Source organism: Mucilaginibacter sp. P2_A5 (genome assembly GCF_056404995.1).
Map to the genome: position 1 here is coordinate 50,828 of NZ_JBFUCY010000039.1, position 17,229 is coordinate 68,056.

Here is a 17,229-nt window from a genome sequence, read left to right on the forward strand (position 1 = left end):
AAGGTTTAACTCATCACTCAAAACTCCCAACTCTTAACTAATTATTCTTCTATTACTTCGATGCTTAAAATTTTATCGCCCTGGCGGATAGCGTCAACAATGTCAACGTTTTCAATCACTTTACCAAACACGGTGTGGTTACGGTCTAAGTGAGCGGTGTTTGTGCGATTGTGGCAGATGAAAAACTGTGAGCTGCCTGTGTTGCGGCCGGCATGTGCCATTGAAAGCACTCCACGGTCATGGTATTGATTTTCGCCTGTCAACTCGCAATCAATTTTGTAGCCTGCGCCACCAGCACCGGTACCGGTTGGATCGCCGCCTTGTACCATAAAGTTAGGGATAACGCGGTGAAAGATAACGTTATCGTAAAAGTTTGATTTTGCTAATTTTTTAAAGTTAGCTACAGTATTTGGGGCATCCTGATCGTAAAATTCTACGGTCATGTCGCCTTTTTCAGTTTTGATTATTGCTTTGCTCATTTCTTTGTTTTTTTGAAAACAGTTGGCAAAGGTAATGATTTGAGGTGAAAGGGAAAAGGATTTTGAAGGCAAAAGGGTAAAGGCGAAAGGTAAAGGGCAACGCGACTGAAACGTAATTTCCAAAGGATAAAAGGAACTAGGTTGCATGGTAATACATTACCCGTTTATTCGTTACATTTGATAAATCGAATCAATTTAACATACATACCGAATGGTGCATAATCAGCCACATAAAAAATACCTTTCGCCTTTCACCTTTCGCCTTTCACCTATATTCCTGCTTTTCGCCTTTCTCCTTTTACCTTTCTTCGCAAAAGCTGCCTCTATCCTTATCCCTATGGATGACGAGCAAAAGGATCACCTGAAATCATATGGCATCGCTTTCCTGGCTTTAAAAAATGGAGAGGAAGTTGATTGGTTGCTTAATTATCGCGGCGGCAGCTTTATGATGAAGTACGACCAGAAGATGGAGGAGGAGTGCAAAATCCGTGGGGTAAGCTACCAGGTGCTGGCCGATGCCAAGGTGAGCGAGATTATTACCGAGGTAAGCGATCCATCGGTAAATATGGATGTGGTTAAGTTGGAGAAGGCACCTAAGATGGCTGTTTATTCGCCAAAAAATAAACTGCCCTGGGATGACGCCGTAACGCTGGTTTTAAAGTATGCCGAGATCCCTTACGATGTGGTTTATGATGAAGAAGTGATCAGGGGCGACCTGCCTAAATATGATTGGCTGCACCTGCATCACGAGGATTTTACCGGGCAGTACAGCAAGTTTTACGGCGCCTTTAGGTTTGCACAATGGTATAATGATGATGTAAAAGGGCAGGAAGCACTGGCCCATAAGCTTGGTTTTAAAAAGGTATCGCAAATGAAACTGGCTGTGGCCAAAAACATTCGCGATTTTTGCGCCGGCGGCGGCTTTTTGTTTGCTATGTGCTCAGGTACAGACACGTTTGATATTGCGCTGGCCGCATCCAATACTGATATTTGCGAACGGATGTTTGATGGCGATGCGGCCGACCCGGATGCCCAATCGAAACTGGATTTTACACAGACTTTCGCTTTCCAGAATTTTACGCTGGATATGAACCCTATGTCGCACCAGTTTAGCAACATTGACGTAACTACTACCCGCCAGGTTGAACGTGCACGTGATTTTTTTACACTGTTTGATTTTTCGGCCAAATGGGATGTAGTGCCCAGCATGCTCACCCAGGATCATGATAAAGTGATAAAAGGCTTTATGGGCCTCACCACAGCCTACAATAAAAGTATGCTGAAACCCGGCGTAACCATCATGGGCGAAATGAAAACAGCCAACGAAGCCCGCTATATCCACGGCGAATACGGTAAAGGCCAATGGACATTTTACGGCGGCCATGACCCTGAAGATTTTCAACACGCCGTAGGCGATCCGCCAACCGACTTAAAGCTGCACCCAAACTCGGCAGGGTATAGGCTGATCCTCAATAATGTGCTTTTCCCGGCCGCTAAAAAGAAGAAACAAAAAACTTAGGCAGTAGTAAGTAGTTAGTATCAAGTATCAAGACTTTTTGATGTGCAGGTTATAGATGTGCAGGTGATTTTGTCTGAACTCGGATTCATCTGATTTGTTGGATTATTTGGATTTGATTTGTATGCGGTCATCGTGGATTAGTAAACATCTTTATCAATCCATTCATAATCCAAATAATCCAACAAATCAGATGAATCCCGGTTCAGACAAATGCGTAAGGGATAAAAGCGGATACCGGCCCTGCGCCTAATGCCTGTGCAGTATGAGCGGTTAGCCCGGCCCGCAGGGATACGCCCCAGATAATCTATGCAGGCTGCTTACGGTCAAACTGCCCACCGCACTTTGCTAATTACTGCCCACTGCAAACCGCCCACTGCAAACTGAACAACTAATTATAAAACGTCCAGCTTACGCCAAACTTTAGCAAATGATCTTGCATGGGGTAGCGGTTTACGGTGTAAAAACCTCTGCTTTGCAGGCCCTGGTTGGCATAATCATACATCAGGAACAGGTTGGTGCGTTGCAGGGTGGCTTTAAAGTAAACCGATGCTACAGGATACGATGTAAAGGTAACGTCGGGCCCGTTGTAAAACTGGCCAATGCCTACCGCGTATGAAGGTGCTACATACGGTGTGTTATACCTTACACTCACCCCAAAGTTTGATTTAAGCACATTGAAAAGCGTTTGGCTGAAATACAGGTTGCTATACGTATAAACCTCGGGCGTGCGCAGGGTTGATTGATAATCTGTTTTCTGGTAAACTATGTAGTTATCAAAGTGCAGGCTGCGGTAGCTTAAATTTTTACCAAGGCTTATTTTAAGCAGGTTGATATCATTACTCAACTGGGCCGGGTGGGCGTCGATACCGCCGGTCTGCGCGGTAAAATACATGTACCCGGCAATTAAAAAATATTCGGCCTTGATATCCAGCTGCAAGGGGTTATTGATATAGGTGAACGACGCGCTGGTTGTTTTTTGGTTTTTGAAGCTATTATGAAAAATGTAATGGTTACTTATCCAGTTGGTATAAATGAGCGGAGGCGAGCTGTTTTGCGAATATGCTTCTAAAATAATTTTACCTGCTTTATCGTTGCCCGCAACATTAAGCCTTGCGCCATAAAAATAATCGCCGAAATCGCGGCCCTGGGCTATCTGCCTAAAATCGCCCTCAAGACCGAGCCGGTCGCTAAAACGATAACTGAATTTAGCTTTCAGGGTGATATCCTGGAAGGTGCTATTCTGCATTTTATTTTGATGGATATATTTATACCCATACTGGTTTAGCGTAGTATCGCTTACATATTGCGCGTAATTATATAAGTCATGCACCAGGCCCAGATCGAGTTTTACTTCGTTTTTTACAAACTTTACCGATTTGCTCCGGAGATAAAAACTGTATGAAAATTCGTTTTGAATATGTGTTACTGCCAGCGAGTCTCTTGACCGGTTATAGCTGTAATAATAGTCGGGGAATACATTATAGGTATCGGGCTGGTTTGTTTGCAGGTAATTATAAGAACTGTTTTGAACAAATAAGGTGTGTGCCACACGCTGGGTAGGCAAAATTTTTGAATTATCCTTGCCTTTATTTAAGCTATCGATGCGGCCCAGGTAGTAAAATTGTTTTATATACAGGCTTCTATCCGTCCATTGCTGGTAACTGTTTTGAAGCCTTACCGGAGCCGAATTTTTGAAAAACAGAGAGTTACTTTGGCCTGTAAAAAGGGTATCGTTGAGGATAGATCCTGTTTCGGGGGCTTTTAAGTTATTGTAAATGATGTTGGCCAGCAAGTTATAACGCTTGCCTGGCGATTGGTACCAGGTGAAAAGCGCGGCATTTACATCGCTTACATTTTGCTGCAAAACGCTGCTTGTACTATAAAACCCGCGCGATCCGTTGAAGTTAAGGTTAAAGCCAACATTCCAGTTTGGTTTTATATTTTGTGTATGAAGGATTTTAAAAACCTGCTCGGCCGAACTCCCAAAGGCGTTAAACAACGTTAGGTTGGATAAAGCCACCCTGGCGTTATAATATTTAATATCCTGTGGTTTTAGGGCATATACATCCAGCGAATGCAGGCCTGTGTTGAAACCAATGGTTTGGTCGGGCTCAAACAGCATGCTTCGTTGTGATACGCCATTGTAGCCCAGGCTAATGCGCGGATGGCGCGGATCAACCAACGGGCTGAAGTTTTCAAAATTATAAAGGCCGGTATCCAGCGCAAAAGTTTGTGTGCTATCGCTCAGGAAGCGTTCCATCGTCACGCGGATAAATTTGGAACTAAAAACTACCGAGTCTTTTTTATTGTCTTCTCTTTTACGCAGGCTATCCAGCAGTTCATCATCGCTGACTTTTCGTTGAGTTTTTACCGTATCGCGTGTTGATAACGGCCTTGCCCGGTTTGTTTGACCATATTGCGCAAAAGCCGACTGTATGCCAAAGCATAGCAGGAATAATAAAATATATTTGAGCTTATGATGCATTAATTACCCGCTATCAGATTTTTGAGTATCAGGGTCAGTTTTGGTTCTGCTTCTTCGGCTACTCTTATAATTTCTTCTAATGATACCGGCTCCAGCACATCGGTATAACCTTCATCAGTTAATACCGATATGGCGAATACAGGTATGCCCATATGGTTTGCCACAATAACTTCGGGTACGGTGCTCATGCCAACAGCGTCGCCGCCAATGATCCTTAAATAAGTGTACTCGGCCTTGGTTTCTAAATTAGGACCGGTTACAGCAACATAAACTCCTTTATGGCAGGTAATATTGTTTGCCGCAGCAATACTTAAAGCATTGTCAATTAACGCGCGTTTGTAAGGCTGGCTCATATCCGGAAAACGTGGGCCAAGCTCTTCGTAATTTCTGCCGATAAGCGGGTTTTGCGGTTGCAGGTTAATATGATCGGCAATAACCATCAGGTCGCCTTTCTTAAAATCGGGATTAAGGGCGCCACTGGCATTTGATACATACAATGTTTTGATGCCCAGGTATTTCATCACCCTTACCGGGAAGGTGATTTGTTGCATGTTATAGCCTTCGTAATAGTGCAGGCGGCCCTGCATGGCCACAACCTTTACACCACCCAGCGTACCGAATATTAATTTGCCCGAATGAAACTCCAATGTCGAGATTGGAAAATCGGGAATGTTGGAGTACATGAGTTGTTTTTCAACTACAATTTCTTTAACAAGGCCACCCAGGCCTGTGCCTAAAATTATACCAACCTCGGGTTCAAAATCGCCTATGCGGTTTTTTATATACCGGGCGGTGCTTTCAATATTGTCTAACATATTCGGTTACTAAATTATCAAACTGCTGTTTGCCGTTATTTAAAAAACTGATACCTATTGGCAGTACCAAAACAGGTAGCTTTTTTACGGCTGATTGCAATTCCTGTTCCCCTAAACGTTGCGCATCCTTTTCTGTTGTGATGATTAACTTTTTTTGTGATGTGCAGGCAAAGAAATCATCGGCAAGTTTACTGATATTTTTTAAGCTAAACTCGTGATGGTCGGGATAATTATGGTGATTGACAAGTGATGTGAACTTTTTTAAATGCGACAATAAAGGCGCCGGATTGGCAATGCCTGTGAGCAGGAACACCGTAGTTTGCTCATCAATGTTTTGATAAACGGTTGTGCCTTCCATATTGCGCAAGGCCATGTAGTTTATAGTTGTAAAAAACAATGCCTGGTGGGGCAGGGGCTTAATATGTTTTTTTATCAGAGCCATTTCAGCATCTGCCAGTATAGCCGGGCATTTGCTGATGACAATCACATCGGCCCTATCGCGGCCACTAAACGGCTCGCGCAGGTTGCCGGCGGGCAACACCAAACGCGGTTGGTTAAGGCGGTTATAATCAAACAACAGGATGCTAAAACCAGGCTTAAGCGCACGGTGCTGGTAGGCATCATCTAAAATTACCAGGCTGTATTTATCTTTTAACTGCCGTATGCCCTCAACCCGTTTTTCGCACACGGCAACGGTAACCTTCGGGAATTTATGTTTAAACTGGGCCGGCTCATCGCCAATAACCGATGCCTGGGGTTTATCGCCGGCCAGCAAAAAGCCTTTGGTTTTGCGCCCATAGCCACGGCTAAGGATGGTTGGTTTATCATTCTTGAAAAGGTGTACCAGGTACTCTGTCATCGGGCTTTTACCCGCGCCGCCAACATCAAGGTTACCTACCACAATAATTGGACGGTTAAAACCGGTGCTTTTAAATATCCCCGCATCATAACACCAGTTACGTATGGTAACAACCAGGCCGTAAACGAGTGAAAATGGGAATAGAAGCCAGCGGAGGAGTTTCATATGGGATAAATAGTATTAGGCCTCATTTGTTTAGGAGTAAATGGAATTTTGCGAAGTTCTAAAGCGGAAATGGGGGATATCGCATAGCGGCGAAGACTCACCCGGCGAGGCTGCGCCCGCCACCCTCTCTTCACCTGCGGTGGAAAGAGGGGCTTGAACGATGGATAGCACGTTATTGAAAAAACTAAAATAATGAAATTTCAAGCCCCTCTTTGCGGCGAAGCCGGAGAGAGGGTGGCGGGCGCAGCCTCGCCGGGTGAGTCTTCGCCTGCGTTCAACGCCGGTGTTTGTATTGCCACCTATATCATGAGTACCGTACCCTGGCAATTGCAAACTGTGCAGGCTTGCAATACGTTGCTTACAATTGCTTTGTTCCTTGCAATAACATGGAATCGATGGTTTATTCATTTATCCTTTTAAAGAAGAAACAAATCTAAAAATTTAAAGGCTATTTGTTGCAGCGTTACGATAGGATGTTGGACAAAACAGCTTAGGTAAAATCTAATTGCTGTTGTTTATCAATCAAAAACATCGCCTGCTCTTTTTTAACGGAAGGGAATTCATCTAAGAACTCCCCAAGAGAAATTCCTGCTTTTAAATGGTCAAAGAGAGATTCGACCGGTACGCGTGTACCGGCAAATACCGGCGTTCCGCTTAAAATATCCTGATCTATCTTAATAACCCACTGAATATCCATACAATAAAGATACGATTATTGATTTTACTAAGTATTTTGCATTTGATAAACAATTCGCTCATGAAACTCAAACTTCTCACCCTTTTTTTACTCCTGACAACAGCCACCTTCGCCCAAACCGATAAAAAACTAACTGCCCAATTGCAGGAGGCAATAAAAGATTTTCATGGCCAGGCAGGCATTTATGTACAAAACCTTAAAACGGGTAAAACCGTTGCTATTAATGCCGATACGTTGTTCCCCACAGCCAGTATGATCAAGGTGAGTATTCAATGCGGGCTGATGGATAAGATAGAAAAGGGAGAACTGCATTACAACCAAAAACTGGTTTACCGCGATTCGCTTTTATATGCCGGGGAGGATCTTTTAGGCTCGTTTAAAGATAAGGATACCGTGCAGCTGAGTAAAGTGGCCATGCTGATGATCACGATGAGTGATAATACCGCGAGCCTATGGTTGCAAAAACTGGTTGGTGGCGACTATATTAACAACTGGCTGCAGCAAAACGGTTTTAAGGTGATGCGGGTAAACTCGCGCGTGGCAGGCCGCGAAGCTATCCGCAAAGTATATGGCTGGGGCGTTAGCACACCTTATGAAATGTGCCGCCTGTTTACCATGATCAGAAAAGGCGAAGCTGTAAGCCCTGCTGCCAGCGAAAGGATGTATCGTAATATGGGCCGTATTTACTGGGACGAGCACGCCCTGTCGCAAATTCCGCCATATGTGCATACCATATCCAAGCAGGGCGCGGTTGACGCCTCGCGGTCGGAAACTGTACTGGTAAATGCGCCACATGGCGATTATGTTTTTTCCATCATTACCAACCATAATACCGATCAAAGCTGGGGAACAAGCAATGAAGCCGGCCTGCTCATCAAAAAAATATCGGCCCTGCTATGGCACTATTATGAACCAACCAGCGACTGGAAACCCGCAGAGGGTGTCGATAAATTTATGCTGAATGAATAGGTTGCTGCGCAGTCATTGGTCATTGCCGCTACGCTTGTCATTGGTCATTTCGCTTCGCTGTCATTGGTCATTGTCGCTGTACAATCATTTACGTCCCCTCGGGGTCTCTTTGCAAAAGGACCCTGAGGGTTTCGGGAACCAAATAATCGTCGCTGAACAGGATTTTGAAAGCAGGTGGCAAGGAATGTGCTTCGATTTGCATCATTAGACCTCACCGCGTACTGCCGGCAAGACCTGTAGGCTAACAGGCACAGTAGTTCGGAGCCTGGAGACTCGAACAGCGGGAGGGGGGCCTGGTTGCCATTGCAGCAAGAAGCAAAACGAGTATATTGCAACATACTTTAGTTTTCACAGATGAGCGACCAACAACCCGAAGCCCGCCGAAACCGGGGAAAAGACCCGCACGATGAAACACTTTTTGGCAGGCCAAAAGAGCGTGAAAACCTGTTACAGGCTTTGCAGGATATGCATTATTTGCTCAGCAAAGATTATCCGCCACGGGCAACGCTGGCATTGGTTGGCAACAGGTACCGGTTAAGGCAGCGACAGATCCTGGCCTTGCAGGGTATGGCTTGTTCTGCAAAGGATATCCAAAACCGTAAAAATAAAGAAGTAGCAGCTACCGGCATCCGGGGTAAAACCATTTATGTAGATGGATTCAATATTGTTATTATATTGGAATCCTTTTTATCGGGCGGATATGTTTTTAAGGGATTAGACGGCTGCTACCGCGATATCTCGTCGGTACACGGATCTTATAAAAGGGTGAGGCAAACCGAAGAAGTGCTGATCACAGTGGGCAGGGCATTGGATGCGCTTGGTGCCGAACGGGTGAACTGGATATTTGACGCCCCGGTATCCAACAGCGGGCGGCTTAAAACACTTTGTTATGAAATAGCGGCACAACAGGGCTTTTCCTGGGATATTTATTTAGACAATGCTCCCGACAAATTTTTGATTGCAGAAAACCGGCTCATCGTAAGTTCAGATGCATGGGTGCTTAACGGTTGTTACGCGTGGTTTAACCTTGCCTCTTACATTATTAACCACTTTATGGGAAATAACGTAACGGTGAATATTATCAGCCAGGACGGTGAATGAGTTTAACGATAGTCTGGAGATTATAAGCATTGTGGTTTGAAGTTCGGGGCTTCAAACGGCTGGCCTGCTCTGCCGGCTAAAAATGGAAATGTTTGCGGCAAGTAATAACGTTACAAAGATGTTTAAATATGTAATTTGTCAATTGCGAACAAATTGACAAATATTCCCGTATTAATGCCGACCAGCTATACTTGTTAACCAAAACGGCTTGTAATTTGTACCATGCCTAAACTCGCTTCGTCTCCTGTTTTTAAAAAAATAAATTACTTGTGGGCTAAGCTAATAGGCAGCCCATCAGTATTCCCGTTAGAAAGCAGGATTTTCCATTCCATCAGTATCAGCCTGATTATACTAACCAGTTTTTATATTCCCTATAACTTTTTTGCCGGGCTTTACATTGGTTCATTTTCGGCCTTTGTACTGTGGGGCTTTTTCGGTTACCAGTATTACAATTCCAGGTTTAATGGGCACAAGCACAACGATATTTTATTTGGGTTAACAGGGATCGTTATTTTCTCGGTAAACTACTTTACAAATTCGGGTATCGATGGTTCTACCGACTTGATATGGCCCGTTTACTTATTACTGCTTTTTGCCATTACGCCTTACCGGCAGCATATTATATGGTTAGTTATTTATCTCTTGTGCTTTTTAATTGTACACGCGGTAGCTTATTACTACCCTTTTTTAGTAAAGCATCCTTTTACTGCCGGTAAAGGCCAGTTTATAGATAGGGTTACGGTTTTTCCTATCCCGGTGATAACCATTTACATTGTAATCAAATACATCAGGAGAAGCTATGATAGCGAAAAACGTGTATCCGAAAAAAAGGCGTTAACAGTGGAAATGCGTAACCAACAGATACTGCTTCAAAAAGGCCAGCTGGAACAAAGCAACGCCGAGAAAACCAAGTTAATGTCTATCATATCGCATGATATGCGTGCGCCGCTCATTAACATACAAAGCTACCTGGAGTTGTTGAACGCAAATGAGCTGGAAAGCCATGAACGGCCTGCGCTGGAAAAAGAGCTGCTTAATGCTACCAATAATACCATGCAAATGCTTACCAATATGTTGTATTGGTCAAAATCGCAAATGGAGGGGCCGCTGGTTAACCTGGCGCCCATAAACCTGCTTTCGGTATTGCAAAACACCCTTGAGATGCAGAAAATGCAGGCGTCTACAAAAGATATTGCTTTAAACTACCACATTAACGATAAAATAACAGCTATTGCCGATGTAGATATGCTACAACTGGTGGTGCGCAACCTGATCAGCAACGCCATTAAATTTACCCAGCGCGGTGGAATTATTAATATAGATGCCCAACTGGTACTTAACGAATGTAAAATAACGGTTAGCGACAACGGGAAAGGCATTGCCCCCGATAAACAGCAAAAAATATTTTCCATAAACACCGAACCTGGTTTTGGCACCAACAACGAACATGGTGTCGGCCTTGGCCTGTTGTTATGTAAAGAATTTATTGAACGCCAGGGCGGCCGGATAGGCTTTGACAGCACATTTGGCCAGGGCTCCAGCTTCTTTATTTTTATACCGGCAACCGTTGGTGTGTAATTACCGTGTTGTAATGTACCGTTGTCATCAACTACTTTTTTTGGGGATAAATCGCTAAAACGGATCTCCAAAATTATTCTTTATCGACCAGCGATCGAGCTGGGCGTCATTTCAGAGACTGGATACAGGGAGCACCAACAAGAGTTAGCTAAAATGGTTTAACAGCTATCGGAAAAATCGGCAGGAACACTATATCTTTAGTTTTGATAACAGAAATATTTTTTCGATATGACAGATAAAGTAAGCTTGGTAAATAAAGTGCCCGTAAAGTGTGGCCCATCATGTTATGCTCACCGTATACAGCCTGATTTTGGCAACGGCGGATTTATAAGCCAGGTAAAAAGTTTTTTTGCAAAACTTTTTGATACTGCCGATTGGCCCGCAAGATGGCATTGCGGCAACTGGTCAGATTTTCATGGATGGTTATATATATTGTCAGACACAGCTATCTGGGCAGCATACTTCGCAATCCCCTTCCTGCTTTTCCGGATTATCAGTAAACGAAAGGATATTCCTTTTCCTAAAATACTTTGGCTTTTTATCGGTTTTATCCTGTTATGTGGCGCTACCCATTTTATAGATGCTATTATATTTTGGTGGCCGGCTTACCGTCTTAGTGCCTTGATTAGGTTATTTACTGCAATTATCTCTGTGTTTACGGTTTTTGCATTATACAGATTGCTTCCGATGATTTACCGGCTAAGAACACTCGACGAATTGGAGGCCGAAATTGAGGAACGGAAAAAGGCAGAAGAAGAGAGCCGCCATCAGCAGGTACTTACAAGGGCCGCAGAAGATTTGATGGCAAAAAAAGACGAATTTATGAGTATAGCAAGCCATGAGTTAAAAACACCGATAACTACCGTAAAAGCATCTTTGCAGGTGCTGGAGCGAATTCTGGCCCAAAATGATGAACTGGCAGTTATTGCGCCTTTTGTACACCGTTCATCCAAACAAATTAATAAGCTTACCAGTTTAATTGATGAATTGCTTGATGTAACCCGTATACATGCCGGGCAGTTGCAATTACACAAAGAAGACTTCAATATCATGAAAATGGCTGCCGAATGTGTTGAGCAATGCCAATCGGTGGATGGAAGGCACCAGGTTGCTATACAGGGAGATGAAAACCTGACGGTATTTGCAGATTACAACCGGATTGACCAGGTGTTATGCAACTTCCTGACAAATGCTTTTAAATACTCGCCAGAGCATACTTTAGTAGAAGTACATATCAGCCCTGAGGATAATGGAAAGATCAAACTAAGTGTAGCCGACCTGGGAATTGGAATTCCGGACGATAAAAAAGATAATATTTTCGACAGATTTTTCAGGGTTGAAAATACGTCAAAAAAATACTCAGGTATTGGATTGGGGTTATATATCTCTTCCCAAATTATAGCGGCACATGGCGGGCAAATTGGTGTAACGGATAATGGGGCAAATGGAACCATATTTTGGTTTATTATTTAACAGGGTTATCGTTATGCGGCTATGGAGAACTCCAACAATGGCGGTGGGGAACACCAACAAAGGCGAAGACTCGAACTGCGGAACTCTACGAACAATAGGGGGTATTTTATTTTTGGTCAAGCCTGCGCATACGGAATAATAATATTATGTTTGATCTAAATCAGACTAAATGACCATTTTAAAATTAGCCTTTTCAGTTCTTATTATATTTTTTTTTGCTGCAAAAAAAATCAGCAATTAACAAAAGAAACCACTCAAAAAGATAGCGTAATTGTTCCGGTTAAGCAATGGCTCAATTTGAATTATGCCGATGATGGCAAAGAGTATCATAACCTCGATATCCATTTGCCTAACGTAGCAAAACCTACCTATAAGGCAATTATTGTAATATACGGTAGCGCATGGTATGGTAATAATTTGAAACAAGCTGCGTTTGATGCTCTTGGAAAACCATTGCTTGACAGCGGTTTTGCGGTTATAGCCATTAACCACAGGTCAAGTGGCGATGCTCCTTACCCAGCCCAAATCAATGATGTGAAAGCTGCGGTACGATATATAAGGGCAAATGCTGGTAAATATCAAATTGATGCTTCATTTATTGGCATTACAGGCTATTCATCAGGTGGACATCTTGCCTCGCTCGCCGGAGCATCAAATTCTGTTAAAGAATTTACAGTGGGGAAAGTGAAGGTTGACATAGAAGGAAATGTAGGAAATTATACCGCAGCCAGCAGTTCTGTGAATGCGGTAGTTGATTGGTTTGGCCCTATCGACATGGCTCTCATGGATGGGTGTAAGAAGCCTAAAGGAGCCGACTCTCCCGAAGGTGCACTTATTAGGGGCAATCCGGCTGATAATCTTGATATGATAGCCCTGCTCAACCCCATCACCTTTCTGGACAAAACGGATCCTCATTTTATAGTAATTCATGGCGATGCTGATAATGTTGTACCCTATTGCCAAAGTGAGCTTTTTGCCAAAGCATTGAAAGAAAAGGGAATATTAACTGAGTTTATTTCTGTTCCTCAAGGTCAGCACGGACCGATTACATTCAATGAAAATACTTTTCATAAAATGACAGATTTCTTTTTAAAAGAAGCCCAAAAAAAATAGTACAGCACTTTAATCGTCTCTTTGCCCTTAGTGGCCTCCCATACCATTCCGCCCTTGTTGGTGTTCCCCACCGCACTTTCCGTCCCCGCGGGGTCTCTCGATAGAGGACCCAGCGGTTGCACTGGTTGTAATCCCGAAAGCTGAGTTGATGCGAGAGATCGGTTACCTCAGGGTCCTCTATCGAAAGACCCTGAAGGGACTGTGTGAGTGAATTTTCCATCCAAAACTGGCGCACCCGCGCGGCGCGTGCCCCGCAGGTAAATCTTGATTTTGTAAGCCCGAACTTACAGTTCGCAGTCTGCTGTTCGAGTCTCTGACCTTCGAACAGCAGGGGACTTCAAAAAACTGGGGAAATATATTAATTGGGTTGCCGCGCTTTTAATATCGAAATAGCCCAACCCATTCTGTTATCCTGAGTGGTAAAATTTGTGAAATTCTGAAGGAAGGATGATAACCAGGAGGAAGACTTAAGTTTTAAAAACTAAGTCTACTTCCTGTTTATCTGCGATGTAATGGTGCTATCTGTTATCTTATCGTCATCGGCAAGCAGGAAAGCCTTGGATAAGATTACCGAAAGGCCCGCATCGCCTTCAAACGGAATAAACAAGCCTTCGGTGGGACTTTTTTGACCCCTGTCTGGCACGATACATAAATATTGGTCGTTGGGTTCCATAAGGATGTTGGTACTGCCAATGTGTATTTTATAAGTCCGCAGTTTTCCTTTTACTACTAAAAATTTGTCCTGTATTTGTGCAACCTTGCTTATTTTCAAGCGGGGCACCAGGCCGGCCAGTATTTCTTTGCGATTTTTGGCCAACTCAGACAGGTCGCCAAATGAGTATGCCGCCCAATAGTTGTTTAAAGCAGGCACCCCGCCCGAATCCTGCCAGGTGGGGTCGTTGCCAACACTTGCCACCCCAACAAACAGGTCGACATCACGGAGCGCTTCAGAAAGCGCCAATACAGGAACATCTATCAGGTCAACAACGTTGCCGCTATCTGCTCGCACAAACCTTACCTGGTCTGTTGTTACGTAGTTCCATATGCCGGTATCGTTGAAAGCGTCTTCGGCGTTTACCTCGCTTATCCAATATTGCACTTTAAGGCCATGTTCCGGCAAAAGTAGTTCGGCCATGCCGTTTTCTATACCATTATCGTAAGCGCCAAGCAATGAATATTTCCAGCCCCTGGTTTTGGCCAGCATATTAAACTGATGTTGCTTTAACACGTGCGCAGCCATCCTATTGCTGTATATGCGGGTATTTATTTCGGCTTCGGTAAGTAAATAAACCTCGCGGAACGCCTGTTTTAAAGGCTGCTGAATTTGATGCTCGGTTAAAAACTGTCGCCATTGTTGTACCTCGGCCAGTGGTGCCAATGCCGGGTGCCATAGGGATACCTCGCCATTCTCGTCAGGTATAATCTCCTCGTTGTTGTTATTAAGCCACTTACCGTTTATCCATATTACCGATGCCGGTTTGCCAGCCTGCGTAACATTCCAGATGATTTGCCTGGCGAGCGAACACATCAGGCCATGATGTAAATAAAACTCGTTAAAAGCACTGAAACTTAATTTACGATCAGTGCGAAACATCCGGTCAATACGATCGCGCTGGGCACTGGTTGTTTGGTCGGTTTGCTTTTGGATACCTTTTATTTTTGTTAGCCTGGCAGCCTGTTTGTCTTTTATAGCCGTTGGTACCGCTTTCTGCTGCACACCGTCGGCTTTGTACCAGTTTAGCTCAGATTTGCCAACGCCTGTAATTTTAACTACGCAGGTAAAGTTTTCAAACTGAAACTCCCGTATGCCGTTTACAAGGCCAAGGTCATCAACAGCCATATCCTCAATCTCGTGGGTAGATACACCTTGCTCCTGGGCAGCTTGCTCCATGTATTTTTCAATAATCTGTTGGGTATTGGTTTGTTTGATGCGAAGCTTGAGGCGCGATAGGTGGCCTATCCCATCTAACCCTTTTGATTTATAAAGCGCATAAAGGCAGGCATTGCCTATACCAGCCGCTGCCGGCCCTACCCCCGGCATTTTTTTATAACATCTTTCGGCAAGTTTGGCCAGGTTATTAAGGGTAGAGTTATCATGAAAATGTGCGCACATCCACGCAAAACCCTTAATGGCTTCCATGTTAATGGCGCTTAAAAATGTTGTTGTTGAGTAAGTGTGGTCGCTGTTGTTGTAGGTATGTACTTTGGTTTCTTCCTTTAAATTAATAACAAACAGGAACCAGCCATTAACAACGGTTTTAAATTTATCGGCACCTAATTGTTTAAACAGTTCCTTACTTTCCAACAGGTATTTATTGGATGGCTTAGATCCTGTGGCTTTTAAAGCTTTGGTAATTAATTGGTACCAAAGTTGTTTATCAGCATCTGGTAATGCCTGGATAACCTGGTTGGCATACGCAGAAAACGGATCATCACCTAAAAATAGTGTCGGTTTCACCGTCTCGGGCGATGCTGTCGATCCAAATATCAGTTGGTCTATTTTCTCTATCAGCTTTAGCCTGTCTTTTTCCCAATAAACCTGGTCTATTTGCTGTATTTTTAATTTAAACGTGTTTAGCAATACTATCATTTGTTCGGATACGCCCGATTTGCTATATTGCCGGGTAAGCTGATTAATGAGAGCTATTACCGGCCATTGGTAAAACACTGTATAATTCCAGTTTTTGTTTTGGGCAAACACCTGCAAAATCCTTTCCATGTCATGATCGTCAATGGCAAGCTTGGTTTTAAACAGCTGTGCTATATAAGCCAGTCTTACTTCTTTGTCATGCCCGGCTTTGTCGTTTGATGAATGGTTGGTGTTTTTTTTGTTGTATTCACTGTTTTCATTTAGGCAGTAAATAATAAATTCAATTTTCTTTTTATCCGGCCAATTAGCAACTTCCTGGGTGTAAACTGATAAGGTGTTTACTTTTATGCCATAAAAATAACTGCTTGTACGGGCGTGTTCTACGCGTGAATCGTGAACTATTTGGTCAAACTCACTTAGTTTGTGAGCCGTCGAGGTACTTTGCGCCGGCGCGGTTTTAAATAACGCGTCTTTAATTTTATCAAAAATGCTCATGATCAGCCACCTACCAATGGCGTTAATTTAATAAAACTGATGGTGGTATCTTTTCGCAAGGCAATTTGCTGGTCAAGGCTTTCCGACTGTATATTATCTATTAGTACAAAAAAACCGTTGTTTTGAAACGCATTTAAAGCAACATACACCTGCTTCTCGGCATCAATTACTTTTTTTGGTTTAAGCTTAAAGCCGTTAAGCGTTTTCTCCACATCCGATGGTTCAATCAAACCATTAAAATATTCGGGCAGTTTGTTGTTATAATTCTCTACCTCTTTAATTACCCTGCCGGTTATAATGTCCTGCACGGTAACCGTTTCGGTTTTAAATTCTATCTCCAGTTCATGCAATATTTTGCCGGCAAAAGTCTCGTCTTTGATGGTAACAATCATGCTTTGCTTGTATGGTAATTACTATAATTATAATAAGGTAACAGATAAGCGTAAAGATATAAAAGGTATTGATAGCTACCCCAACTACTTGCCACTTATTTTTTGCCGTTGTAAATAAACCCAGGTAGTTCAGTTAGTCAATTACTTTCTACAATGACTGTACGAGAGACGCTCAATGCTATTAAGTTAATGAATTCACAGGTTGCTCCATCGGAGCAAAACATTTGTAGCACCTGTAAATCGACATTTTTGCGTGCCGTATTCTAGGTTTACCATATTTCCAAATTTAATTTAAAATAAGCTTTTTAAGCTGATCTCTTATAGTTATCCACATACATTTCACCTCTTTTTACCAGAGAGAACATACGTAATATCAGCTTGAATTTTACATTATTCAGCACCAGTGAATAGTTTTTGCTTTGAAGTTTACGCTTTGCATAGGCGCTTATTTCCAGATCATGTGTGATGGCCGTTTTGGCTGCTTGGTTCAGTTCCGATT

Annotated in this window: 14 protein-coding genes and 1 pseudogene; 7 read left to right on the top strand and 8 right to left on the bottom strand. The window is 43.2% G+C overall.

Annotated elements, in window-relative coordinates:
* Nucleotides 1-41: 41 nt before the first annotated feature.
* Complete coding sequence (locus tag AC1DXF_RS25795) at nucleotides 42-479, bottom strand: peptidylprolyl isomerase (protein ID WP_477451580.1); 438 nt, start codon at nucleotides 477-479, stop codon at nucleotides 42-44.
* Nucleotides 480-816: 337 nt separating this feature from the next.
* Between AC1DXF_RS25795 and AC1DXF_RS25800 the strand changes: the two genes are divergently transcribed.
* The gene (locus tag AC1DXF_RS25800; protein WP_477451593.1) at nucleotides 817-1,998 is read left to right on the top strand and encodes an asparagine synthetase B; all 1,182 of its coding nucleotides are present in this window, start codon (nucleotides 817-819) and stop codon (nucleotides 1,996-1,998) included.
* Nucleotides 1,999-2,386: 388 nt separating this feature from the next.
* On the opposite strand, the gene AC1DXF_RS25805 is transcribed toward AC1DXF_RS25800, so the two are convergent.
* From AC1DXF_RS25805 to lpxK, 3 genes are read right to left on the bottom strand one after another with little or no spacing between them, the layout of a single operon-like run.
* On the bottom strand, nucleotides 2,387-4,483 hold the full coding sequence (locus AC1DXF_RS25805) for a putative porin (protein WP_477451581.1): 2,097 nt from the start codon (nucleotides 4,481-4,483) through the stop codon (nucleotides 2,387-2,389).
* On the bottom strand, nucleotides 4,483-5,298 hold the full coding sequence (locus AC1DXF_RS25810; RefSeq protein ID WP_477451582.1) for a purine-nucleoside phosphorylase: 816 nt from the start codon (nucleotides 5,296-5,298) through the stop codon (nucleotides 4,483-4,485). The genes AC1DXF_RS25805 and AC1DXF_RS25810 overlap by 1 nt, the downstream gene beginning before the upstream one ends.
* Nucleotides 5,282-6,322 (bottom strand): tetraacyldisaccharide 4'-kinase, encoded by a 1,041-nt coding sequence (gene lpxK / locus AC1DXF_RS25815; protein WP_477451583.1) that lies wholly within the window; start codon nucleotides 6,320-6,322, stop codon nucleotides 5,282-5,284. The genes AC1DXF_RS25810 and lpxK overlap by 17 nt, the downstream gene beginning before the upstream one ends.
* A gap of 192 nt (nucleotides 6,323-6,514) precedes the next feature.
* Between lpxK and AC1DXF_RS25820 the strand changes: the two genes are divergently transcribed.
* Nucleotides 6,515-6,742 (top strand): hypothetical protein, encoded by a 228-nt coding sequence (locus tag AC1DXF_RS25820; protein ID WP_477451584.1) that lies wholly within the window; start codon nucleotides 6,515-6,517, stop codon nucleotides 6,740-6,742.
* A 70-nt stretch (nucleotides 6,743-6,812) separates the two neighbouring features.
* Here the strand turns inward: AC1DXF_RS25820 and AC1DXF_RS25825 are convergent, their stop codons facing one another.
* A complete protein-coding gene (locus tag AC1DXF_RS25825; protein ID WP_477451585.1) occupies nucleotides 6,813-7,019 on the bottom strand; it encodes a DUF433 domain-containing protein in 207 nt (68 codons plus the stop codon).
* Between the two features lie 60 nt (nucleotides 7,020-7,079).
* On the opposite strand from AC1DXF_RS25825, the gene AC1DXF_RS25830 reads away from it, so the two are divergent.
* The 5 genes from AC1DXF_RS25830 (at nucleotide 7,080) to AC1DXF_RS25850 (ending at nucleotide 13,253) form a co-directional block, all read left to right on the top strand.
* Complete coding sequence (locus tag AC1DXF_RS25830) at nucleotides 7,080-7,988, top strand: serine hydrolase (RefSeq protein WP_477451586.1); 909 nt, start codon at nucleotides 7,080-7,082, stop codon at nucleotides 7,986-7,988.
* Between the two features lie 354 nt (nucleotides 7,989-8,342).
* Nucleotides 8,343-9,089 carry a DUF434 domain-containing protein gene (locus tag AC1DXF_RS25835; protein WP_477451587.1) on the top strand — a complete coding sequence of 249 codons (747 nt, stop codon included), beginning with the start codon at nucleotides 8,343-8,345 and terminating at the stop codon, nucleotides 9,087-9,089.
* A gap of 222 nt (nucleotides 9,090-9,311) precedes the next feature.
* Nucleotides 9,312-10,667, top strand: a complete 1,356-nt coding sequence (locus AC1DXF_RS25840) for a HAMP domain-containing sensor histidine kinase (protein WP_477451588.1) — start codon at nucleotides 9,312-9,314, stop codon at nucleotides 10,665-10,667.
* A 228-nt stretch (nucleotides 10,668-10,895) separates the two neighbouring features.
* Nucleotides 10,896-12,140 (top strand): sensor histidine kinase, encoded by a 1,245-nt coding sequence (locus tag AC1DXF_RS25845; protein WP_477451589.1) that lies wholly within the window; start codon nucleotides 10,896-10,898, stop codon nucleotides 12,138-12,140.
* Nucleotides 12,141-12,437: 297 nt separating this feature from the next.
* Nucleotides 12,438-13,253 (top strand): prolyl oligopeptidase family serine peptidase, encoded by an 816-nt coding sequence (locus tag AC1DXF_RS25850; RefSeq protein WP_477451590.1) that lies wholly within the window; start codon nucleotides 12,438-12,440, stop codon nucleotides 13,251-13,253.
* 487 nt (nucleotides 13,254-13,740) lie between these two features.
* On the opposite strand, the gene AC1DXF_RS25855 is transcribed toward AC1DXF_RS25850, so the two are convergent.
* The 3 genes and pseudogenes from AC1DXF_RS25855 to AC1DXF_RS25865 form a co-directional block, all read right to left on the bottom strand.
* Nucleotides 13,741-16,338: a DUF4132 domain-containing protein gene (locus AC1DXF_RS25855; RefSeq protein ID WP_477451591.1), complete on the bottom strand. Its 2,598-nt coding sequence runs from the start codon at nucleotides 16,336-16,338 to the stop codon at nucleotides 13,741-13,743.
* Nucleotides 16,339-16,340: 2 nt separating this feature from the next.
* Nucleotides 16,341-16,730 carry a hypothetical protein gene (locus tag AC1DXF_RS25860; protein ID WP_477451592.1) on the bottom strand — a complete coding sequence of 130 codons (390 nt, stop codon included), beginning with the start codon at nucleotides 16,728-16,730 and terminating at the stop codon, nucleotides 16,341-16,343.
* A gap of 305 nt (nucleotides 16,731-17,035) precedes the next feature.
* Nucleotides 17,036-17,229: pseudogene (locus AC1DXF_RS25865) on the bottom strand (IS110 family transposase); the annotation flags it as partial.

Coding starts and splice junctions, on each gene's coding strand:
- AC1DXF_RS25855 (WP_477451591.1), bottom strand. CDS start 16,338: ATGAGCATTTTTGATAAAATTAAAGACGCGTTATTTAAAACCGCGCCG.
- AC1DXF_RS25845 (WP_477451589.1), top strand. CDS start 10,896: ATGACAGATAAAGTAAGCTTGGTAAATAAAGTGCCCGTAAAGTGTGGC.
- AC1DXF_RS25830 (WP_477451586.1), top strand. CDS start 7,080: ATGAAACTCAAACTTCTCACCCTTTTTTTACTCCTGACAACAGCCACC.
- AC1DXF_RS25805 (WP_477451581.1), bottom strand. CDS start 4,483: ATGCATCATAAGCTCAAATATATTTTATTATTCCTGCTATGCTTTGGC.
- AC1DXF_RS25835 (WP_477451587.1), top strand. CDS start 8,343: ATGAGCGACCAACAACCCGAAGCCCGCCGAAACCGGGGAAAAGACCCG.
- AC1DXF_RS25860 (WP_477451592.1), bottom strand. CDS start 16,730: ATGATTGTTACCATCAAAGACGAGACTTTTGCCGGCAAAATATTGCAT.
- AC1DXF_RS25800 (WP_477451593.1), top strand. CDS start 817: ATGGATGACGAGCAAAAGGATCACCTGAAATCATATGGCATCGCTTTC.
- AC1DXF_RS25825 (WP_477451585.1), bottom strand. CDS start 7,019: ATGGATATTCAGTGGGTTATTAAGATAGATCAGGATATTTTAAGCGGA.
- AC1DXF_RS25795 (WP_477451580.1), bottom strand. CDS start 479: ATGAGCAAAGCAATAATCAAAACTGAAAAAGGCGACATGACCGTAGAA.
- AC1DXF_RS25840 (WP_477451588.1), top strand. CDS start 9,312: ATGCCTAAACTCGCTTCGTCTCCTGTTTTTAAAAAAATAAATTACTTG.
- lpxK (WP_477451583.1), bottom strand. CDS start 6,322: ATGAAACTCCTCCGCTGGCTTCTATTCCCATTTTCACTCGTTTACGGC.
- AC1DXF_RS25820 (WP_477451584.1), top strand. CDS start 6,515: ATGAAATTTCAAGCCCCTCTTTGCGGCGAAGCCGGAGAGAGGGTGGCG.
- AC1DXF_RS25810 (WP_477451582.1), bottom strand. CDS start 5,298: ATGTTAGACAATATTGAAAGCACCGCCCGGTATATAAAAAACCGCATA.